This is a genomic window from Paenibacillus sp. OK076 (assembly GCF_900110055.1).
Classification (GTDB): domain Bacteria; phylum Bacillota; class Bacilli; order Paenibacillales; family Paenibacillaceae; genus Paenibacillus.
On record NZ_FOCH01000001.1, the window covers coordinates 1,042,470 to 1,065,141 of the forward strand.

Below are 22,672 nucleotides of genomic sequence, written 5' to 3' on the forward strand. Positions count from 1 at the left end.
AGGAGGATGCTGCAATGGAAGACAACAAGTTGAAAATCGAAAGCCGATTGGCCCAAATTGGGTCTATCAATGAACCGGTAACAGGCGCCATTAATTTTCCGATCTATCAATCCACTGCGTTTCGCCACCCCAAGCTTGGACAAAGCACGGGATTTGATTATATTCGTACGACCAATCCAACCCGTAAAGTGTTGGAAGAAGCAGCGGCAGCGTTGGAATCCGGTGACGCCGGATTTGCCTGTAGCTCCGGCATGGCTGCCTTGCAAACGATTTTCGCCTTATTTGGACAAGGGGATCATCTGATTGTATCGCTGGATCTGTACGGCGGAACGTATCGTTTGCTAGAGCGCATCCTATCTAGATTTGGTGTGACGGCAAGTTACGTCGATACCAATGATCTGGCAGCTCTGGAAAGTATTCGTCAGCCGAATACAAAAGCGGTATTTATTGAGACACCAACCAATCCATTAATGATGATTACGGATGTGGAAGCGGTATGCTCCTGGGCCAAGAGCCACAACTTGCTGACCATTGTGGATAATACACTACTGACTCCTTTCTTCCAGCGTCCAATTGAACTCGGTGCCGATATCATCATCCATAGTGCCACAAAGTATCTGGGTGGTCATAATGATGTACTTGCCGGATTGATTATTACCAAAGGGGAAGAGTTGTCGGCCGAAATGGCATTCCTGCACAATTCCATTGGAGCAGTGTTGTCTCCAAGCGACTCCTATCAGCTGATGAAAGGCATGAAGACACTCGCTCTTCGCATGGAGCGACATGAGTATAATGCCTTGACGATTGCCAAGTACCTTTTGGAGCATCCAGCCGTTGATGAAGTGTATCATCCAGGATTGTCGGATCATCCCGGATTTGAAATACAGAATAAACAGTCCAGCGGGAACACAGGCATTTTCTCTTTCAAAGTAAAGGATGCTCGTTATGTTGAACCATTGCTGCGTCACATCAAACTGATTGCTTTTGCGGAAAGCCTCGGGGGTGTAGAGTCGTTGATGACCTATCCTGCGGTACAGACCCATGCAGATATTCCGATTGAAATTCGTGACGCTGTAGGTGTAGATGACCGTCTGTTGCGCTTCTCTGTTGGGATCGAGCACGCCGATGATCTGATTGCCGATCTGGGCAACGCACTTACAGCTGCACAGCAGGAGATTGAAGGGGGAACGCATCATGAGTGAGCAAAACAATAATGCCAACAATCATGAACGGAATGTTCATTCCGACCTGAAATTCGATACCAAGCTGCTTCATTTCGGTGACGAAATCGATAAAACCACCGGGGCTTCCAGTGTACCCATTTACCAGGCCTCGACATTCCATCATTTTGATATTTTTAATCCACCTCAACATGACTATAGCCGTTCGGGTAACCCGACTCGTCAGGCATTGGAGGATTACATTACTTTATTGGAAGGTGGGGCACGCGGATTTGCTTATTCCTCCGGCATGGCTGCCATCTCCAGTGTGTTCATGATGTTCTCGGCAGGGGATCACATGATTGTGACGGAAGATGTATATGGAGGTACGTATCGATTGCTTACTTCCATTCTGAGTCGGATGCAGATAGAGACTACCTTTGTGGATATGACCAATATTGAGGAAGTAAAGGCAGCGCTCAAACCGAATACGAAGGCAGTCTATATGGAAACACCATCCAACCCGACACTTCGGATCACGGATATTGCTGCTGTCACCTCCTGGGCACAGGAACATGAGCTAATCTCAATTCTCGATAACACCTTCATGACGCCTTATTACCAACGGCCGATTGAGCTCGGAGTGGATATTGTCGTACATAGTGCAACCAAGTTTCTTGGCGGGCACAGTGATGTGCTGGCAGGTTTAGCCGTTGCTCGTACGGATTCACTGGGTAGACAGCTAAAACAATTGCAGAATGGACTTGGAACTGTGCTTGGTGCCCAGGAATCCTGGCTGCTGATGCGGGGCATGAAAACCTTGGGTGCGCGCATGGCACACAGTGAACAGAGCACAGCCAAGCTGGCAGCTTGGCTCAGTGGACGCAGTGATATTACGGCTGTATTTTATCCGGGACTGCTGGATCATCCCGGCCGTGAAGCTCATGAACGTCAGTCAAGCGGATACGGCGCTGTCGTGTCGTTTGACGTTGGATCTGGAGATCGGGCCAAGGCTGTACTTAACCGTGTGAAATTGCCAATTGTTGCCGTGAGTTTGGGTGCGGTTGAAAGTATCTTGTCTTATCCTGCGATGATGTCTCATGCGGCAATGCCGACTGAGGTTCGCCGCGATCGGGGTATAACTGACGGATTACTGCGGTTCTCGGTTGGTCTGGAAGACATCGATGACCTGATTGCGGATCTGGATCAGGCACTTCAGGATTCGTAGAATCGACAGTAGTGAAATACGGGTGTTATAGTCTGCTGAAAAAGAAATGAAATAGATGGCATATGTAAACATTTTTATTAATTTTTAAAGCACCTGCTCATAAGGTGCTTTTTTTCACATGTAACCTGTGTTACGATATGTGGAGTACAGAAATGCGATGTTGCCACCAAAACTTTCATCTATATGAACAAGTTGGGACGGATCGTGATACTATTTTCTCTTCATGAGGGAGGCTTTTTTACGATGAGTACGGTAGACCGTATCTTAGATAAAGCCCTTCGGGGCGAACGTTTGGACTTGGAAGACACGATTCAGCTGTTTGAATCGAATGAAGTAGACAAAATCGGGGCCGCCGCCAATGTGATTGTAAAACGCATGCACCCCGAACCATACAGAACATTTGTAATTGGGCGTAACGTCAACTACACGAACGTGTGTGATGTGTACTGCCGTTTTTGTGCTTTCTACCGCAGACCTGGCTCTGACGAAGGATATGTACTTCCCGATGAAGTTATTTTCCAGAAGATTCAAGAAACCGAAGACGTGAACGGTACCGAGATTTTGATGCAAGGCGGAACGAATCCGAATCTGCCGTTTAGCTATTACACTGACCTGCTCAAAGCGATCAAGGAGCGTTTCCCTAACATTACGATGCACTCCTTCTCACCAGCCGAAATTATGAAAATGGTCGAAGTATCCGACGGTCTCACTCTGGAAGAGGTTGTACGTGCAATTCACGAAGCGGGACTGGATTCCCTGCCTGGTGGTGGTGCGGAAATCCTGGATGACCGTACACGCCGCAAAATCAGCCGTTTGAAAGGTTCATGGCGCGATTGGATGGACGTTATGCAGACAGCTCACCGTATCGGTATGAACACAACGGCAACGATGGTTATCGGCCTTGGTGAAACGATGGAAGAGCGCGCACTGCATCTGCTCCGTGTACGTGAAGCTCAGGATGAGTGCATTGCGAACAAGTATGATTCCGAAGGATTCCTGGCGTTTATTCCTTGGACATTCCAACCGGATAATACAAATCTGAAGCTGGAGCGTCAGACGCCTGAAGAGTACCTGAAGACGGTAGCGATCAGTCGACTGGTATTGGACAACATCAAAAACATTCAATCCTCATGGGTAACGATGGGACCTGAAATCGGCAAAAAATCACTTGAATTTGGCTGCAACGACTTTGGTAGCACCATGATTGAAGAGAACGTGGTATCGGCTGCAGGCGCAACTTACAAAGTCAATATTGGCTCCATTACGCAACTGATTCGGGAGTCCGGTTATATTCCGGCACAGCGTAACACAAGATATGACATTCTGCGGACGTTTGATGAGAATAATGCCATTCAACAAGATTTTGTAATGCAGAACTAATATTTATAATACATCACGCTGATGAATTGATTTGATAGGATCATTTATTCAGTTGGGATATGAGTCCGTTGATTACTCTTTATGAGGGGAATCGGCGGACTTTTTAATTTCACTTCACAACCACGTTTATTCATAGATCATCAAACAGTACATATTACGCATTTGGCGATATTTTAGTTTGAAATTCAACTGTTACAATGAAAGGACAAGTGAGTAAGCAGACATGCTGGGAAGGGGCAGGCATATGAAAACAAGAAGACTTGGCAAGACGGGACTGGAAGTACCTGTACTGAGCTTTGGAGCATCCTCTCTAGGTTCGGTATTTCGTGATATTGATCGAGGTGAGGGGATTCGTACGGTTCACGCCGCTGTAGATGCAGGGATGAACTATATAGATGTTTCGCCTTATTATGGATTAACGAAAGCCGAGATCGTACTTGGAGAAGCCATCCGCAGTTTGCCACGCAGCTCGTTTACGCTGTCGACCAAGGCTGGACGTTATGGGGAGAATACATTTGATTTTTCGCGTAAGCGGATACATGATAGTGTTCGAGAGAGTCTGGATCGACTGCATACCGACTATATCGACATTCTGTTTCTGCATGACATTGAGTTTGTCCCGGCCGATATTATTATTGAAGAAGCTTTCCCAACCTTGCTGCGCCTGAAAGAGCAGGGAGTCATTCGCCATGCAGGAATTTGTGGATTGCCGCTGCCGTTATTCGAAAAGGTATTGCCACAGATTGATGCTGACGCCATCATTTCCTATTGCCATTACGCATTGAATGACACTTCACTGCTGTCCTTATTGCCCCTTTTGGAAAAGAAAGAGATTGGCCTTGTGAATGCTTCGCCTCTTTCTATGGGCTTATTAAGCACAAGAGGTACTCCTGCCTGGCACCCGGCAGATGATCGTGTGAAGCAGGTCTGTCTGCACGCAGCACGGTTCTGTGCGGAACAGGGAACGGATATTGCGAAGCTTGCCGTACAGTTTGCAACAGCTAATGAACGGATTCCAACAACACTGGTCAGCAGTGCAAGTGAACATAATATCCGCAACAATGCAGCCTGGATTGATGAACCGCTGGACCAGGAACTGTTATCAGAAGTGCTGCGTATTCTCGCTCCAATTCATAATGAGAGCTGGGCCAGCGGCCGCCCTGAATATAACAATGAACATCACTTTAAGCAACAAGCATCATCGAAGGGGGAACAGGAATGAGAGCTGTTATATGTGAAGAAATAAATCGTTTGGCGTTGCGAGACATAGCAGAACCCCAAAGAACCGAGAATCAGGCGCTGGTAACCATCCGCCGAATTGGAATCTGTGGAACAGATTTGCATGCCTACAAAGGTAATCAGCCCTTTTTCACTTATCCCCGTGTACTGGGTCATGAACTTGCAGGGATTATTGAAGAGATCGGGGCCAATGAAGCGGGGCTGAAGGCGGGAGATCAGGTTAGCATTATTCCATATTTGCATTGTGGTCATTGTATCGCTTGTCGATCAGGGAAAACAAATTGTTGTGTATCCATGCAGGTGATGGGCGTGCATGTGGACGGCGGCATGCGAGAGAAGATTGTTGTACCCGTCTCCCATCTGATCCAAGCCGACGGACTTACACTGGATGAAACCGCGATGGTAGAACCGCTCAGTATTGGTGCTCATGCGGTCAGAAGAGCAGCCCTAAGGCCTGGAGATCAGGTTGTGGTCATTGGAGCCGGACCGATTGGCCTGGGTGTGATGGCTTTTGCCAAACAGGCGGGTGCTCGGGTCATTGCCATTGACCGGAATCTGGACAGGCTGGAACTGAGCCGCACGTGGGCGGGCGTGGATGCTATGGTTCAGGCCGATGAACAAGCGTTACAGCAAGTTGCTGAAATTACGGATGGGGACTATGCGACGGCTGTCTTTGATGCAACAGGAAACATGCATTCAATGAATGATGCCATCCATTATGTGGCTCATGGTGGACAATTAATCTTTGTTGGACTGGTCAAAGCCGATATTTCCTTTCATGACCCAGACTTTCACAAGCGGGAGATGAGCATTCTGGGCAGCCGGAACGCCACGAGGGAAGATTTTGAGCAGGTCATGTCGATCTTGCGGGAGAAGAAGTTGAACATGGATGGCTACGTTACACACCGGGCGAGTTTTGATCAATTACCTGATTCGATCGACACATGGTTACAACCGGATTCGCATGTAGTGAAAGCAATAGTAGATTTATAAAAAGAATAAATGAAAAACTCTCTCTGATCCAGAATGAATGGTTAACATCCATAGGAATCAGAGAGAGTTTTTATTTGCCTAGCCTATAGGAATTTTGATTATTTTTCCGGGTTCGTCACAATACCAGCATGTGGATCAATATGACGCACAATGGATTTGAGCCAGATCATTTCGAGGAAATGAATCTCATAGTAGAGTGCTCCCGGTACGTGTTGGATCCAACCTTCAGCGACAGCAGCGTGCCCTGAATCCGTTGAAACATCCAATGTTCGAGGTTCACGGCGCAGCCGTTTACGGATTACTTTTTCAACTTGAGCACTTTGTGTGGTTAAAATACATATTTTGCGCTTAGCTGTGAATCCGCGGAATGCAATATACACCATTTCATATGCAATGAGATAAGCAATTACCGAGTACATCGCTTGATCCCAACCGAAGACAACACCAGCAGCGGTTAGAATCAGCAAGTTGAGCAGCATGATTATTTTTTCGATAAGCATCCGTTTCCCGCTAAACACACGTTCAGGTGGACGGGAGGACGGATCACCGATTTCCAGCGTATCCAGTGTCCCACCATACCGCACGACTAGACCGATTCCTAGGCCTAGACATAATCCGCCAAATATGGCGGCAGCCAGCGGGTGCTCGACAAGCGGCGGCATGGGATGAAGCACAATGGCACCAATCGAAAAGACAACCAAACCCAGAACAGTGACCAGTACGAATTTCTTTTGCACGAGTCTATAGGACAGAAAAATAAACGGAACGTTGAACAAGAACAGGAATAAACCAATTCTCATCTCGGTCCAGTGGGCGAACAACGAAGAGATGCCCGTAATGCCTCCAATAATGATCTTATTGGGATGTAGAAACAACTCAAGTCCCACGGAGGCGAGAATTCCACCCGCTATTACAAACAATAAATTCAACAGGCGACGGGTAGATGTTAGTCTGGGCTTGGCGGTTTGTGGCACTGGATTAGCCGATATCAGAGGTGCTTTCATAGGTCATCCTCCTTTGTGCGGCTTTCGTGCCATTCTCCCTGGGTTAATCACAGAAAGATCGGCGGTAGAGCCGCGATTACGATACGTTGTCTGTTCTGAACAGACAAGGGGGTTATCCTTCTTTCTGCAGAACCTTCGGCTCTTCTTTCTTTTTCCGAGGATCTTTGAACTTGAATATTTTATCCAATAATCTGAACACGTGTTTGGACTCTTTGGTTAATAACGGTCCAAGGATCGCCAGAATGAGTACATATAAGGCGGCGAATGGTTGCAGCAGCGGGAGAAGTCCTCCGGCTTTACCCATGTTGGCCATAATGATGGAGAATTCACCACGTGACACAATAGTCAAACCGATATTGGCTGAAGCTTTTGGTGATAATCCTGCACTGCGCCCAGCGAGCATGCCTGCAAGGAAGTTTCCGAATAGGGTGAGCACAACTGCGATCAAAGCAAGCCATACAGCTTCGCCGCCAAGAGACAACGGATCGATGGACAATCCAAAGCTGAAGAAGAAGACAGCTCCGAAGAAATCACGGAATGGCAGGATCAAGTGCTCAATCCGTTTTGCATGTTCCGTTTCAGCCAACACCAAACCAACAAGCAAGGCGCCAATCGCTTCGGCGACGTGAATGGTTTCGGAGAATCCGGCAACGAGGAACAATGCACCGAAAATCACAAGTGAGAACAACTCATTAGAGCGAATCTTGAGCAATTTGTTGAGCAGTGGTGTAGCTTTGCGTCCAAGAATGATGACAATGAGCATGAATCCAAGCGCGATGAGTGCCGATACAATGACACCTCCGATGGAGGATGAATCACTGAGCACAAGTCCAGACAAGATGGAGATATATACAGCGAGAAACACATCTTCAAACATGATAATTCCGAGAATCATTTCCGTCTCCGGATTCGCTGTTCGTTTCAGATCAACGAGTACTTTGGCGACGATGGCACTGGATGAAATGGTGGTAATTCCGGCAATGACTAGAGCTTCGGCGGCTGGGAAACCGGAAGCAAAACCAAAAATCAATCCCAGTGTGAAGTTAATTCCGATATAGATGGAACCGCCGACGGCAATGGATTTACCCGATTTGATCAAACGACCAACCGAGAATTCCAGCCCAAGATAGAAGAGCAGGAACAGAATACCAATTCGGCCCATAAACTCAATAAACGGCTGACTTTCAATGAAACGGAAGTCCAGATGCCAGATCTTCATGGCATGAGGTCCAACGGCCATCCCGATCAGGATGTAAAATGGAACGACCGAAAATCTCAGTTTTGCGGATAAGAGTCCGGCTGCTGCAATGAGCACAAGTGCCAGACCCACTTCGAATATCAGATGATCCATCGACTCACCCCCTTCCGGTCAGGAGGAGGGATTTGAATAGCTTCTGCTGATTGCGTTCGCCAACGGCTACTACCGTGGACTCTGCACTAATCACGACCTCCGGACCGGGGCTGATATGTTTTTTGTGATTCTTCTCTACAACGGCAATAACCGTTGCCCCTGAGTTTTGACGTACGTCCAGTTCACCAATAGATTTACCGATACATCCGTAGGATGGCTCGATTTTGTACCATTCGATAATCAGATCGTCAAACGTTACTTCAATATTTTCAAGCTGCTTTGGCTTATAGGTTAAACCACCAACGATGGCAGCAATCTGTCTTGCTTCATAGTCATCCAGCGTAATCATGGAGATGCTTTGGTCTGGATCATCGTACTCAAAATGGTACATTTCACGGCGACCGTCATCGTGAATAATGACAATAATTTTATCTCCACTGCTCGTTTCAATCTGAAATTTCTTGCCGATTCCCGGCAAATCTGTTTCGCGTACATCCATGGATAGTAGCCTCCTTAAATTGAGGGCTGGCCACAGAAGACAGGCTTATTTCCCGAAAATAGAATGATCTGCTGCTTGTAGGAACATTAAATGATGCGGGTAAACAGAGCCAGGGACTCCTGACACACAGCCTTGTGTTGTGAATTTTTAATGAAAATGGGGATAACAAAATAGACGTTAACAAATAGGTGTTGCCAATGAGGCTGATCGATATCTAACATTTGCTAATAGGGTTATAAGTTATGCACAAGCACACCGTCTTTCAGACAGAGGTGTCTCCATGCAAAGCAACCTAAAATACGGTGTAACGGCTAGTTAAGAGCGTTCACGTAATTTGGTGCTATAGGGGTGGGAGATACATACATACTGGTGAATTTGATAGGTAGCAGAAATAATCTGCGTTTAAACAGACAAATCAACGGTTTAAAGGGTAGACGCGGTGTAGGAATTCGCAGCATTAGCAACAAAGCGAGCACAAGAAAGACAGGTTTGTTATGCGTGACCGCAATCAACTTCGACATGACTTGTGGGTATTTGCGAATGGCAGGTTTCTGCTGAGACTCCAATGTGTGGACAAGCACTTCCTTGTTGGAAGTTGTCTCAACGGTTACCTCGACAGCGGATTCCGACTGCATCGGAATTGGGAAGGACAACGCTTGGAATACGCACAAAATGATAATAAAGGCGTAACGGAGTATTCTTGGTTGTTGTCTCATTTTGGCTTCCCCCTTTTCCGTGAAACATACTGTTATAAAAATAATAACACATTTTTGTCTTAACTCCAAACGGATTGATAATATACTGAGAAATCATGACACGCTTTCCATCAATCCGCTTCGTATATCCCTATCGGCCTTGCCATATACTTTGAACAGGAAGGAAAGGAGTGATTCTTATGGAACTGTTCGCCGTATGGACCGATGTATCAGGGCAGGAGGAAGCGGATCAATTTTATCGTTGTGTGAAGGAAAAAACCAAAGGTTTACATATAAGCAAAAGAGGATTTCGGCTCACCTTCAAACATAATGACGGAAGAGCGGCCTGGGTATGCAGAGGCAATGAGAATCACGCTGACTTCCAGCAGTGGCTGCCTCAGATCAGTGATTTGCTGGCCACGGGACTTGCAGATTACATCATGGATACACGTGAACGTATTATGGTGGAAGAGATGATCTCCAAGGCCTGCTCAGTCATGGATGAACATGAGGTGGAGAAGGTAAACCGGATATGCATGCCTTTGTTATTCAATGGGGACTTGGATCAGCCAGGACTGCGCGAGCGTCGCCGTACCACTTTGGCCAATGGATTGAAGCAGGATTTGGAGGAAGTTCATTTTTTTCACCTTGAAGGTATTCTTAATTTCCGGATTCGGCAGTATAAACAGGAACTTCATGAGTTGGTAGAATATGCGTTGGATGAATTCTGGATGGATCGTCAATATGAAGAGTTTATGGGGCTGCTCAAGTATTTTGTGTTTTTTCAGGAGGCGAAAGTACCTCTTGTGCATTTGATACACAAAGGATTGCATGAATTTCAGGTATTGGATGCTGCGCTTAATGTGCTGCCCGTTCAAAAGGATGAACAGGTCGTTGTGGAGATGCCAGGACTTGAATTGGAAATGGATATCGAAGATATGATTGTGAGTACACTGATCTCCATCTCGCCTGAAAAAGTCATGCTGCATACGCGCACGCCAGATCTGCCAATTATCTCTACAATCCGTCAGATCTTTGAGGACAAGGTGCAATTATGCCATCATTGCCCCGAGTGTGAAGTGCTGCGCTCCGGGTTGTTGACAGGTCTTGACGCAAGTGATCTTGGCAATTATAATAACTGTTGATCCATGATTTATTTGAGTTGTTATGGAACAATAAGCAAAAGCGTTGACAAAGACAAGAACCACACGTACGGTCGGTGCAGAGAGAGGGAACCAGGCTGAAATTTCCTCCGGATGCCACGTTTGGTTTACCCCTTTGGAGCTGCAGTTTTGAAAATGGATATAAAGATCACCTCTATATATACAGGTAGTCATCCATGAGTAAGGATATGCCGGGTCATGCCCGTTACCGTCATGCCAATGAGGGCTGTACTTCCAATATGGATGAGCAGCTGAATTAGGGTGGAACCACGAGAGTATACAACACTCGTCCCTTTGCCGGGACGGGTGTTTTTTGCGTTCCTTTGCAAAAATCGCAGGAACAGCAATAGATTATCCATCCATGATCATGCATGGACAGAGGTTGAATTTACAGGAGGAATGAGACAAATGGCAGTTAACATTAAACTACCTGATGGTTCGGTTCGTGAGTATGCCGACGGAAGCAGCATTGAAGATGTGGCCGCTTCGATTAGCAGCGGACTTCGCAAAAATGCCGTAGCGGGCAAACTGGATGGAATCGTAGTGGACTTGTCCACAACACTTCATGAGGGAGCGTTGGTGGAGATCGTAACACTGGATTCACCAGAAGGTCTGGAAGTGATGCGTCACAGTACAGCTCACTTGCTCGCTCAAGCTGTGAAGCGTTTATATGGAAACAAAGAGGTACACCTCGGTGTTGGCCCTGTCATTGAAGATGGTTTCTACTATGATATGGATCTGGAACAACCGCTCAATCCGGAAGATCTTCAGAAGATCGAGAAGGAAATGGAACGTATTGTGAATGAGAATTTGCCAATTGTGCGTAAGGAAGTTAGCCGCGAGGAAGCCATCAAAATCTTCGAAGAAGTGGGCGATCCTTACAAGCTCGAATTGATTCGTGACTTACCGGAAGACAGTGTTATCACGATTTATGAGCAAGGTGAATTCTTCGATTTGTGTCGTGGACCCCACGTACCATCCACCAGCAAAATCAAAGTATTCAAACTCATGAATGTTGCCGGTGCTTACTGGCGCGGAGATAGCAAAAACAAAATGCTGCAACGTATTTACGGTACGGCGTTTGTGAAAAAAGCACAGCTTGATGAGCATTTGCACTTCCTGGAAGAAGCACGTAAACGGGATCACCGTAAATTGGGTAAGGAACTCGAAATCTTCACATTCTCCCAACTGGTTGGACAAGGTCTGCCAATCTGGTTGCCTAATGGTGCCAAGCTGCGCCGGACGTTGGAGCGTTATATCGTGGATCTGGAAGAGAGCCTCGGCTATCAGCATGTGTACACTCCGGTGCTGGGTAATGTTGAATTGTACAAAACATCCGGTCACTGGGAGCACTATCAGGAAGACATGTTCCCTAAAATGGTTATGGACAATGAAGAACTCGTTCTTCGTCCAATGAACTGTCCTCACCACATGATGGTGTACAAGTCCAGCATGCACAGTTACCGTGATCTGCCAATCCGGATTGCCGAGCTTGGCATGATGCATCGTTACGAAATGTCGGGTGCGTTGACAGGTCTGCACCGTGTACGTGCGATGACGCTGAACGACTCACACATATTCGCACGCCCGGATCAAATCAAGGAAGAATTTGCACGTGTTATTGAGTTGATTCAAACGGTGTATAAGGATTTCGGTATTCACGAATATCGTTTCCGTCTGTCCTATCGCGATCCTCAGGATACCGAGAAATACTTCCAGAATGACGAGATGTGGGAAATGTCCCAACGCATGCTGCGTGAAGTTGTGGAAGAACTCAACCTTCCATTCTATGAAGCAGAAGGCGAAGCGGCATTCTACGGTCCAAAACTGGATGTTCAGATCAAGACAGCACTGGGCAAAGAAGAGACATTGTCTACCGTTCAATTGGACTTCCTCTTGCCAGAGCGGTTTGAGCTCGAATATGTGGGAGATGATGGGCAGAAACATCGTCCGGTCGTTATCCACCGCGGTGTAATCAGTACGATGGAGCGTTTCACAGCATTCTTGCTGGAGAACTTTGCAGGGGCTCTGCCACTGTGGTTGTCCCCAGTACAGGCGAAGGTTATCCCGGTATCCGGCAACTTCGACGACTATGCACGTGAAGTGGAAGCGAAGCTGAAACGTGCAGGCATCTCTGCTGAAGCGGATCTGCGTAACGAGAAGCTAGGTTATAAAATCCGTGAGGCACAGCTTGAGAAAATGCCTTACATGTTCGTCGTTGGTGAAAATGAACGTAATGCAGAGGGTGTATCTGTGCGGAAACGTGGAGAAGGCGATCTCGGCATGAAACCTGTGGGCGAAATTGTAGCCCAACTCAAAGAAGAGATTGCAACAAGACTGGTGTAATCCTGAATTGTGGGCTCTATAATAGAAAACCGTTTGAATCATATTGGAGTAAATCCAATGGTTCAGACGGTTTTTTTTGTTGTTTTCAGGTTTTCTGTACATCCGGTTTAGAAGCCTTAACGGAGAAAAGTATAGAAATTTTTCATTTTGGAAAACCTTTGCAGTAAGGGGAGGTTCTATAATGAAAAAGCAATTCTTAATTCAGAAGAAAAACATAAGGTTCATCATCTCTTGCTGTGTAGTGCTCACCGGAGTAGTCTTGGGCTGGAATCAGGCAGAAGCCTATATCTTTGAAGAGGAAAATGAAGTCAGGTATGTGGAGAATCGGCACAGCGAAATCTCAGGAGAGCTTGAAGGCATACATTCAGAAACGGCAGTATATGAATACAGCGATCAGGCTCAAATCACAACTTTGGTCTATATGGGGTTTTTATGGTCTCCACAGCCTATTGTCATTCCGCGACCGGAAATTCCGGAGAAGCAGATCGGAGTGGACCCATCCATGCCGGTGCTCGCTCCGCGTACAGAACAGGTATTGGATACGCACAAGGTAACGGCTACCGGGTACACTGCAGGTGTGGAATCAACCGGAAAAGGTCCAAAACATCCTCAATACGGAATTACGTATTCAGGTGTAAAGGTACGCCGCGATAAAGAAACGGTCTCAACGATTGCAGCTGATCCGAAGCTGTTTCCACTGGGCTCCATTTTATATATTCCCGGCTATGGTTATGGCATCGTTGCTGACACAGGCTCGGCGATCAAGGGCAATAAAATTGATCTTTATTTCCCTACAACAAAGCAAGTGTATAAAGAATGGGGCAAAAAGGACGTCGAAGTACAGGTGATCAAACAAGGTGCTGGAAAATGCACTGAAAAAATGCTGGAAGAGTTATCGGAAGCCATCGATGTGTACAAATCCGTACCGGATTCATGGCTGGACAAGGCTGTTTAATGATGAATTCTAATACATGAATAACACACGCGCACTCTTCACATAATACTCTCTGGGGACGAACCCCGCGTTGCAGACATGCAATGTAAATATGAAGAGAGAGGTGATCGTCGTGGCTAAGAAATCTCAAGGTTCACAAACGCCAAACGAGAAGTACAATGCTGAGTTTGGAGAAGAGAATGTAGCAAGCAAAGTGAAACAATCGCACCAAAACAAAGTGAAGGATAACTTCCAAACACCTGATGAAAAATACAATGCTGAGTTCGGTACTGAGAACACAGGCAAAACACAAAAGTAAATCAATGCACAGACACCTTGGAGAATTTTTCTCCAGGGTGTTTTTAATATTTTACATAAATACCCTTCAACCTCCGTCTGGAGACCGAGATCAATTCCATCTGCCGCCGCTGTTAACCAACCCTTGTCTGATGTACACTGGATACAGAATTCAGATAAAGGAGACATGAGCGATGAAACGATCTACGCGGGACCGCTGGTGGGTTGGCATTCCTCTTATTGCGATTGGCGCAATAATATTGTTCAGGCAATTGGGCTATGACATAGATATCGGATACATGTTCAGAACATATTGGCCGTTATTTTTGATTTGGTGGGGTGTCAAAGGTATAACCGAAATTCGGCGCAACGGGAGTCATGCATTGATTGGGCCTGCCATTGTACTGGCGATTGGTGGTTACTTCTTGGCACGCAATCTGGGATGGATCGATTACTCCATGGGTGAGTTCATTCGCTACTTAATTCCAGTGATGCTGATTGGTGGGGGATTGTTCGTTCTGATCGGACCTCGTCGTCGTGACCGGAAACATCATGACCAAGTGCAACCGCCTCCACCGCCGGAGCCACCTTATAAGCCATTGTCCCCTGAGGACCTGGAAATGCCATCTTCGTTTGACGAACAGTTCGAGAAAACATTTGGCAAACCGAAACAGGAACAAAAAAATGATTCGCATGGCTCTTTTTATACAGATAAGGAGGACGATAAATCACACGGACATCAACACCATCATAAACATCAACATCATCATCACAAGCATAAAGGTTACGGTTCAAATAAAAAGGCATATGAAACATTTGATGATGATGACCACTATGATGATGATTCGAATTATTATGATGGCCACGGGAATACGATTAACAAATCGGCATTTATCGGTGATATGTATATGGGACAGGAAGTGTTTTCCCTCAAACCGATGAACATTTCTGCATTTATTGGCGATACGGTGATTGATTTGACGAAGGCACAGATACCTTACGGTGAGACGAAGATTAACATTTCCTCTTTTATCGGGGATGTGAAGGTATTTGTACCGGAAGATATGGATCTGGGTGTGACCGTGACGACGAACTCGTTTATTGGGGACATGTCGCTGTTAAATCAAAAACGGGGTGGATTCCTAAGCAGCGCTCAGGCTGAAACGGCGCATTATCGCGAAGCAGGAAAAAAAGTACGGATTGTTGTTAGTGTGTTTATTGGAGATGTCAAAGTGAACAAGGTGGGTTAACGCATGATTCGAACGATTCTCAAAGCAAATAAGTGGGAACTGATGATGTATTTTGCGCTGACCGGACTCATTACTTTGGGCGGGTTTTACTTGCTATACGGGGAAGTGCTGATGGGAACAGGGCGTCAGCGTGCGTGGACCTATGTTGCAGTTGTTCTCCTGGCTACCATAATCACGGGATATATTGCCGCCCTGAGGCTTCAACGCAAGATTGATCTTCTGGATCTCAACATGCTGAAAGTGTCCAAGGGCAATCTTGCCGTTCGTATGCCTGAGGCAGATGATGCCTCCTTCGGACGGGTATATCAGGAATTCAATGTCATGATGGATTCGATTGAGAAAAAAATGAGATTGCTTCAGCGGCTCGGTGAGCAGGAAGTCATTGAAAAGGAACAGGCATCTGAACGCGCTGTGATTGAAGAGCGCAAACGGATGGCAAGAGATCTGCATGATACGGTCAGCCAACAGCTTTTCGCCATGCATATGTCCGCTTCCTCCTTACCACGTCTGCTGGAGATGAATCCCGAGCATGGCGGCAAAGTCCTGGATCAACTTATTCAGATGTCGCATATCGCACAGCGGCAGATGCGCGGGCTTATCGCTCAGCTTCGCCCTGTGGAGTTGGAGGGAAGGGACCTTGCCGAAGCGCTGGATAGCTGGTTCCCGGATTATTGCAGGCAGAATGGTTTAAAAGGAGTGAAAGAGCTGGAACTGGATGGCGGAATTTCCGATGCCATTGAGCACCAGCTGTTTCTTGTTATTCAGGAAGCGGTCGCTAATGTGGTCAAACATGCGGAAGCAGGACTGGTCAGCCTGTCCATACGTGAGAGTGAACATCAGATCAGCATGAGCATTAGCGATGATGGTCAAGGTTTTTTACAGCAAGCGGAACGGCCTGGTTCATACGGATTATCAACAATGCGTGAACGGGCAGAGAAGCTTGGAGGTCAGGTTCAGATTATATCGAAGCCGGGAGCGGGGACGACGGTGCGGGTATTCATCCCGAAATTCCCGAAAGAACCAGAGGGGGAAACGGAATGAGCGAAAAAGTGAATGTAATGATCGTGGATGATCATGATATGGTGCGGATGGGGTTAAAAACATATCTAATGCTGGAGCCTACATTTCATGTGATGGGGGAAGCCGGAAACGGACAGGATGCATTGAACCAGCTGCGTAAGCTGGGAGAAAGTGAACTTCCTGACCTGATTCTAATGGACCTGATGATGCCGGTGATGAATGGTGCGGAAGCGACACAAGCGATCATGGCCGAATTTCCGGGCATGAAAATTGTGATGCTGACCAGTTTTCTGGAGGATGACCTTGTGGTTCAAGCGATTGAAGCCGGTGCGGTTAGTTATGTGCTGAAGACGGTATCTGCTGAAGAGTTGATTTATGCTCTGCAAGGAGCATACCGAGGTATGCCTGTAATGACAGGTGACGTTTCCCAGGCATTGACCCGTGGCATCAGACAGCGCACAGCAAGAGAGAACGAATCCGGACTGACGGAACGGGAAAAGGAAGTGCTTTTGCTGATTGCAGAGGGCAAGACCAATAAGGACATCGGGGAAGAACTACATATTAGTATCAAAACCGTCAAAACGCATGTGAGCAACCTGCTGATGAAATGTGAAATGGACGATCGGACACAGCTGGCAATCTACGCTCATCGTCAGGGCTGGGTGAAGAATAAGGGTTAGAATGCAGATTTGGCGGGAAAAATGTTCTATAACAGCGTGCTTTTATCTCCTTTTTAATTGTTTTTAAGGTACGGTTAAGGTTTAAAGTACAAAATAAGGACAGTTAAAGAATATCTCTTGCGAAGAAGAGATTGGGAGGTAGAGAGGCATGGACGAACGTAATTACAGAGCGAACCGTCAAGACGAGGAAAATGAAACGAAACAAGCGGAGAATCGCAATTCATCCGGGACGGACGATTCCTCCTATTATTATTCTTATGGACCTTTTCAGTCCGTGAATCAGGAAGATACAGCAAGTTATAATGGGGAACATAATCAACGTGAAGAAGGAAATGTAGAGATTACAAGACCTGACCCCGTGAAGCCCGTACCTACTTATTACAATAATTACAGCAACGAATCATCTGATCAAGCCAATACGTCCTCCAGAGGGGGCGGCGGCAATGGTTCAGGCGGCAACGGAGGGGATCAGGGGAACGGCGGCAAGAACAATGGCAACTGGAATTATAATAACCGTCGGCCACGTTCTTCCGTAAGATCGCTCCTGTTCTCTTTCATCGCCGGGATGCTGGTCATTACAGTGCTGATGTACACAGCGGACAGAACAAACATGTTTACACCACAGGAAGCGCTGACAAGTGCAGAAAATGAAAGCTCCAGTCAGTCATCTACTCCTACCAACTCAGGCAGCAGCAATAACGTGACAGCGTCATTACTGCCAACGGGCAAAGAGGATGTATCCTCAGTAGTAACGAGTACAAGTCCCGCTGTCGTCAAAATCGAAACACTTGCCAAGCAGTCTACACGCAGCAGCAGCCAGGGTGGTTCTACGATGAGCGATCCATTGTACCAATACTTCTTCGGTGGAAGCAATGGCGGAACAGATAGCTACCAAGGCCAAAATCAGCAGCAACAGCAACAAAGCAGCAATCAGTTGGTTCCGCTTGGCATTGGCTCCGGATTTATTTTTGACAAAGAAGGCTACATCCTGACGAACCAACACGTGGTTCAGGGTGCAGATGTGATTCAGGTAACGCTGGAGAACAACAGCAAGCCTTATGAAGCGAAATTGCTGGGAAGCAGCTTCGACCTTGACCTTGCCGTATTGAAAATCGAGAAAAACAGCGGCGATGATGCTTTCCCTGTCGCTCCACTGGGCGATTCCAACAGCACACAAGTGGGTGAATGGCTTGTAGCTATTGGTAACCCGGAAGGATTTGAACACACAGTTACTGCAGGTGTGTTGAGTGCGAAAGAACGTACGATCAGCATTCCGGACGAAGAAACAGGCAAAACTCGTGAGTACAGCCACTTGTTACAAACGGATGCTTCCATCAATCCTGGTAACTCCGGTGGACCGTTGCTTAACCTCAATGGTGAAGTCATTGGTATGAACGTTGCGGTTAGCGCGGATGCACAGGGCATTGGGTTTGCCATTCCTTCGAGTGTAATCTCGGATGCGGTTAAATATCTGAAAGAAAACAAAGAAGTTCCAAAAGAGCCCGTACCGTTCATTGGCGCATCTCTGATGGCCCTTACACCTGAAGTGGCTAAACAGATGGGAACGGATATCACTGAAGGTTCAGTTGTAGCCAGCACGATCTATCAATCCCCTGCTTACCAAGCAGACCTGCGTGCTTATGACATCATCACAGGGGCCAATGGCACAGCATACAGTACAAGTCAGGATTTGATTGATTTCATCAAGAAACAGAAAATCGGCAGTGAAGTGACTCTGAATGTTGTTCGGGATGGCAAAAAAATGGATCTGAAAATCAAAATCGGCAACAAAAACGATTATGATACCACACAAACGACTGAACAACAGCAGCAACAACCATAATGCCGAATTATGAGTTATAGAATAAGGTTTAGAAGAGCGGAAGGGTTTGAGGGCCCTTCCGTTTTTTTTGCACTATATATGCTTGTAATCCATCAAGTTGGACATGAAAAGCAACAAGGTGTTTGGAGAAGATGCAGATTGCACTTTTGGCTGTTACAATAAGATTAAAACGTTAAGGGATAAAGGAGAAAGACCATGCGCTCAACTATTCTGATTGTCGATGATGATGAAAAAATCGTGTCCATGCTTCGGCGGGGACTTGCTTTTGAAGGATATGATGTACAGACAGCTTCGAATGGGGCGGAGGGCCTCAATAAGCTAATGGATAAAGAGCCTGATATCGTGGTTCTTGATGTCATGATGCCACAAATAGACGGGTTTGAAGTATGCCGCAGACTCAGAGAAGCGGGGAGCAAGGTTCCCGTACTGATGCTCACTGCCAAAGATGAAGTACAGAGCCGGGTAATCGGGTTGGATACAGGTGCAGATGATTATCTCGTGAAGCCGTTTGCACTTGAAGAACTTTTGGCTCGTGTCCGTGCCTTATTGCGTCGTAAAGCGGATATAGCAGACACGCCTGATAATCGACTTATGTATGAGGATATTATTCTGGATAATGATTCTCGTGAGGTGTTGCGTGACGGTCAGCGTCTGGAACTGACTGCCAAGGAGTTCGAATTGCTGAATCTGTTCATGCAAAATCCGAAACGTGTGCTGTCCCGTGATCTGATTATGGATAAAATCTGGGGTTATGATTACAGTGGTGAGTCCAATGTGCTCGAAGTGTATATTGCCATGCTCAGACAAAAAACCGAAGAATACGGCGGCAAACGTTTGATCCAGACCATCCGGGGAGCCGGCTATATTTTGAGAGGTGACTCCTGACATGTCCATTCGGTTAAGATTAACCGCGTGGTATTCAGGCATCTTGGCAGCCGTGCTCATTTTTTGGGGAGTTGTGATCTACGCTTTTGTTTATTTTAATTCATATCAGGAAGTCGAGCAGCAGTTGAAGGACAAAATTGAATGGATTACAAATCAAATCGGTGTGAACCCGCTCTCCCAATCGCTTGATATTGACTCTTTTACAGAGAGTCAGCTTCGGGAAGCCCAAATCTATATTCAACTCGTGGATTATCAGAGCGGAACGTTCAAAATCTCTGAAAATATGAAGAAGTTTCAAATTAAATTTCCTGTTGTGAAAACCAATGAGATTCTGAAAGAGCGTGGGATATCCAAAATCTATGTGAATGGGACACCTTTTCTTGTCAATCAGCAGCCATTATCTCTGCAGGGGACCAATGAAATAAGGGGACTTCTTCAAGTTGGAACCAATGTTAGCTCTCAGGAAAGATTGCTGGAGGCTTTGCGCAATATTCTCGTGTTTGGCTGGCTTGTGGCGATGGCACTCGCCATTACATCGGGTCTGATTTTGGCACGCAAGTCGATGCGTCCACTTGTGAATGTGATTGATGCCGCCAATCAGATTCAATCCGGGGATGACCTGAGTGTGCGGATTCAATATAGCGGGCCGAAGGATGAGATTGGACGTCTGATCGAAACCGTGAATAACATGCTTGAGCGCACAGAGTTGTCCTTCCGAGGGTTGGAAGAGACGAATGTGGCCCAGCGCAGGTTTGTATCTGATGCCTCACATGAGCTGCGAACCCCGCTGACCACCATTCGTGGAAATGTCGATTTCCTCAAGAAGCTTTGGGATCAGGAGAGCACGGACAGACCGAATCTGGATGAAGAAACGGTGAAACAAATGTCGCTTGAAGCGATAGAGGATATGGCGGATGAAGGTAAACGGATGAGCAGGCTGATCAGTGACATGCTGTCATTGGCGAGAGCGGATACAGGACAGAAAATCGAACTGAATCCGATTCCGTTGCAGATTCTGGTGCAGGAAGTGGCTCGCAGATCACAATTCCTTGATCATGAGGCAGACTGGCGTCCAGGAGATCTAACGATTCTGAATGGCATATATGTGAACGGCAGCAAGGACTATTTGCAGCAGATGCTGTTTATTTTTATCGAGAATGCCTTCAAGTACACTCCGAATGGTTCGGTTACGCTTGATGCGATCCTTTATAAAGGGCAGGTAGGACTGCGCATCAGTGATACGGGGATCGGAATGGATCGGGATGAAGTTCCGTTTATCTTTGACCGGTTCTATCGGGCGGATGAGTCCCGCGGGGCCACACCAGGTATAGGTCTGGGACTGTCGATCGCCAAGTGGATCATTGAGGAACACCAAGGGTCTGTCGAGGTTGTAACCAGACGTGGAGAAGGAACGACCTTTATCATTTGGTTGCCGGTTGTCTTTGCTCCGCCTATCGAATAAGGTTATAATAGACAGGACTGCAATTACATCGGCTATCTTTGCCGAGAAAGAAAGCGGGTGGCAACCAAGTGGAAGTACTGCGAATTTCGCCGCGGGGATATTGTTACGGAGTTGTGGATGCGATGGTGCTCGCGCGCCAGGCGGCACGAAATCTGGACCTACCACGGCCTATTTATATATTGGGTATGATTGTGCATAACCAACATGTGACGGACTCTTTTGAAGATGAGGGCATTATTACACTGGACGGACCGAACCGGGTTGATATTTTGAGCCAGGTAGAGAGTGGAACAGTGATCTTTACGGCACATGGTGTATCTCCGGAAGTGCGCAAGATGGCACGTGAAAAAGGTTTGACTACCGTGGATGCAACTTGTCCTGATGTAACCAAAACCCATGACCTTATTCGGGAGAAGACGGCTGAAGGATATGACATTATTTATATTGGGAAAAAGAATCATCCAGAGCCTGAAGGTGCGGTTGGTGTTGCACCCGATCATGTTCATCTGATCGAGAAGGAAGAGGAAATTGACGGACTGAACGTACCTCCGGGCAAAATCCTTATTACTAATCAGACAACGATGAGTCAATGGGACATTAAACACATTATGAGCCGACTTCTGGAGAAGTATCCAGGTGCAGAGATTCATAATGAGATATGCTTGGCTACCCAAGTTCGTCAGGAAGCTGTTGCAGAACAGGCAGGGCAGGCGGATTTGGTCATCGTTGTCGGTGATCCTCGCAGTAATAACTCCAACCGACTTGCACAAGTATCGGAGGAAATTGCGGGTGTAACGGCATATCGGGTATCAGATGTGGCTGAGATTCAGCAGGAATGGCTGAAAGGTGTGAATAAGGTGGCGGTGACTTCAGGTGCTTCTACGCCAACACCGATCACGAAGGAAGTCATCCTGTATCTGGAGCAGTATGAACATGACAAGCCGGAAACATGGGAAATCAAGCGTACGGTGAATATGAGCAAGCTGTTACCACCTGTAAGGGAAAAGACTCGTACGACGTAAACGAACATCATTATCAGAATCTTGCAGTACAGAGCCGAAATCCGGTGACTGACTGCAGGATTCTTTTTTTTGAAGGGGTTAAGAGTTGGCTTGACTGAAAAGGGGGAATATGTTATATTTACTTTAGTAGATAAAAGCTTAAAAGCGAACAAGCGTTTAAGCGTAGAAGAGTTTTGAGGATTAAATCAGACGCCCATAAGGCGCTCTTATACAAGGAAGGA

At 46.6% G+C, this 22,672-nt stretch carries 20 protein-coding genes; 16 read left to right on the forward strand and 4 right to left on the reverse strand.

Annotation, left to right across the window (positions count from 1 at the left end):
* The first annotated feature begins 14 nt into the window (after positions 1 to 14).
* The 5 genes from BMY78_RS04860 to BMY78_RS04880 all read left to right on the forward strand — a co-directional run bounded on the left by BMY78_RS04860 (position 15) and on the right by BMY78_RS04880 (position 6,000).
* Entirely contained in the window at positions 15 to 1,202 is a 1,188-nt protein-coding gene (locus BMY78_RS04860; protein ID WP_090895191.1) for an aminotransferase class I/II-fold pyridoxal phosphate-dependent enzyme, read from the forward strand.
* Positions 1,195 to 2,388 (forward strand): trans-sulfuration enzyme family protein, encoded by a 1,194-nt coding sequence (locus tag BMY78_RS04865; protein WP_090895195.1) that lies wholly within the window; start codon positions 1,195 to 1,197, stop codon positions 2,386 to 2,388. Before BMY78_RS04860 ends, BMY78_RS04865 begins: the two co-directional genes overlap by 8 nt.
* Positions 2,389 to 2,631: 243 nt before the next feature.
* Positions 2,632 to 3,768 carry a cyclic dehypoxanthinyl futalosine synthase gene (mqnC, locus tag BMY78_RS04870; protein ID WP_090895199.1) on the forward strand — a complete coding sequence of 379 codons (1,137 nt, stop codon included), beginning with the start codon at positions 2,632 to 2,634 and terminating at the stop codon, positions 3,766 to 3,768.
* A gap of 244 nt (positions 3,769 to 4,012) precedes the next feature.
* Positions 4,013 to 4,990 carry an aldo/keto reductase gene (locus BMY78_RS04875; RefSeq protein WP_090895201.1) on the forward strand — a complete coding sequence of 326 codons (978 nt, stop codon included), beginning with the start codon at positions 4,013 to 4,015 and terminating at the stop codon, positions 4,988 to 4,990.
* On the forward strand, positions 4,987 to 6,000 hold the full coding sequence (locus BMY78_RS04880) for a zinc-binding alcohol dehydrogenase family protein (RefSeq protein ID WP_090895203.1): 1,014 nt from the start codon (positions 4,987 to 4,989) through the stop codon (positions 5,998 to 6,000). Before BMY78_RS04875 ends, BMY78_RS04880 begins: the two co-directional genes overlap by 4 nt.
* A gap of 98 nt (positions 6,001 to 6,098) precedes the next feature.
* Here the strand turns inward: BMY78_RS04880 and BMY78_RS04885 are convergent, their stop codons facing one another.
* The 4 genes from BMY78_RS04885 to BMY78_RS04900 form a co-directional block, all read right to left on the reverse strand.
* Positions 6,099 to 7,004, reverse strand: a complete 906-nt coding sequence (locus BMY78_RS04885) for a YitT family protein (RefSeq protein ID WP_090895205.1) — start codon at positions 7,002 to 7,004, stop codon at positions 6,099 to 6,101.
* A 112-nt stretch (positions 7,005 to 7,116) separates the two neighbouring features.
* Positions 7,117 to 8,355 carry a cation:proton antiporter gene (locus BMY78_RS04890; RefSeq protein WP_090895207.1) on the reverse strand — a complete coding sequence of 413 codons (1,239 nt, stop codon included), beginning with the start codon at positions 8,353 to 8,355 and terminating at the stop codon, positions 7,117 to 7,119.
* A gap of 4 nt (positions 8,356 to 8,359) precedes the next feature.
* Complete coding sequence (locus BMY78_RS04895) at positions 8,360 to 8,854, reverse strand: cation:proton antiporter regulatory subunit (protein ID WP_053780467.1); 495 nt, start codon at positions 8,852 to 8,854, stop codon at positions 8,360 to 8,362.
* Between the two features lie 311 nt (positions 8,855 to 9,165).
* Positions 9,166 to 9,570 carry a hypothetical protein gene (locus tag BMY78_RS04900; protein WP_090895210.1) on the reverse strand — a complete coding sequence of 135 codons (405 nt, stop codon included), beginning with the start codon at positions 9,568 to 9,570 and terminating at the stop codon, positions 9,166 to 9,168.
* A gap of 179 nt (positions 9,571 to 9,749) precedes the next feature.
* Here BMY78_RS04900 and BMY78_RS04905 point away from each other — a divergent pair, with 179 nt between their 5' ends.
* From BMY78_RS04905 to BMY78_RS04955, 11 genes are all read left to right on the forward strand, one after another.
* The gene (locus tag BMY78_RS04905) at positions 9,750 to 10,694 is read left to right on the forward strand and encodes a putative sporulation protein YtxC (protein ID WP_090895212.1); all 945 of its coding nucleotides are present in this window, start codon (positions 9,750 to 9,752) and stop codon (positions 10,692 to 10,694) included.
* Positions 10,695 to 11,120: 426 nt separating this feature from the next.
* Positions 11,121 to 13,058, forward strand: coding sequence for a threonine--tRNA ligase (gene thrS / locus BMY78_RS04910; protein WP_090895214.1), 1,938 nt, complete (start codon positions 11,121 to 11,123; stop codon positions 13,056 to 13,058).
* Between the two features lie 181 nt (positions 13,059 to 13,239).
* Entirely contained in the window at positions 13,240 to 14,013 is a 774-nt protein-coding gene (locus BMY78_RS33605; protein ID WP_305729124.1) for a 3D domain-containing protein, read from the forward strand.
* A 112-nt stretch (positions 14,014 to 14,125) separates the two neighbouring features.
* Positions 14,126 to 14,311: a hypothetical protein gene (locus BMY78_RS04920; RefSeq protein ID WP_090902048.1), complete on the forward strand. Its 186-nt coding sequence runs from the start codon at positions 14,126 to 14,128 to the stop codon at positions 14,309 to 14,311.
* 172 nt (positions 14,312 to 14,483) lie between these two features.
* Entirely contained in the window at positions 14,484 to 15,539 is a 1,056-nt protein-coding gene (gene liaF / locus BMY78_RS04925) for a cell wall-active antibiotics response protein LiaF (RefSeq protein ID WP_090895216.1), read from the forward strand.
* A 3-nt stretch (positions 15,540 to 15,542) separates the two neighbouring features.
* The gene (locus BMY78_RS04930) at positions 15,543 to 16,580 is read left to right on the forward strand and encodes a HAMP domain-containing sensor histidine kinase (protein WP_177185656.1); all 1,038 of its coding nucleotides are present in this window, start codon (positions 15,543 to 15,545) and stop codon (positions 16,578 to 16,580) included.
* Entirely contained in the window at positions 16,577 to 17,239 is a 663-nt protein-coding gene (locus tag BMY78_RS04935) for a response regulator (RefSeq protein ID WP_090895219.1), read from the forward strand. Before BMY78_RS04930 ends, BMY78_RS04935 begins: the two co-directional genes overlap by 4 nt.
* Positions 17,240 to 17,387: 148 nt before the next feature.
* A complete protein-coding gene (locus BMY78_RS04940) occupies positions 17,388 to 19,082 on the forward strand; it encodes a S1C family serine protease (RefSeq protein ID WP_090895222.1) in 1,695 nt (564 codons plus the stop codon).
* Positions 19,083 to 19,277: 195 nt separating this feature from the next.
* Entirely contained in the window at positions 19,278 to 19,967 is a 690-nt protein-coding gene (locus BMY78_RS04945; RefSeq protein WP_090895224.1) for a response regulator transcription factor, read from the forward strand.
* Between the two features lies 1 nt (position 19,968).
* On the forward strand, positions 19,969 to 21,429 hold the full coding sequence (locus BMY78_RS04950; protein WP_090895226.1) for a sensor histidine kinase: 1,461 nt from the start codon (positions 19,969 to 19,971) through the stop codon (positions 21,427 to 21,429).
* 68 nt (positions 21,430 to 21,497) lie between these two features.
* Positions 21,498 to 22,451, forward strand: a complete 954-nt coding sequence (locus tag BMY78_RS04955; protein ID WP_090895228.1) for a 4-hydroxy-3-methylbut-2-enyl diphosphate reductase — start codon at positions 21,498 to 21,500, stop codon at positions 22,449 to 22,451.
* Positions 22,452 to 22,672 lie beyond the last annotated feature (221 nt).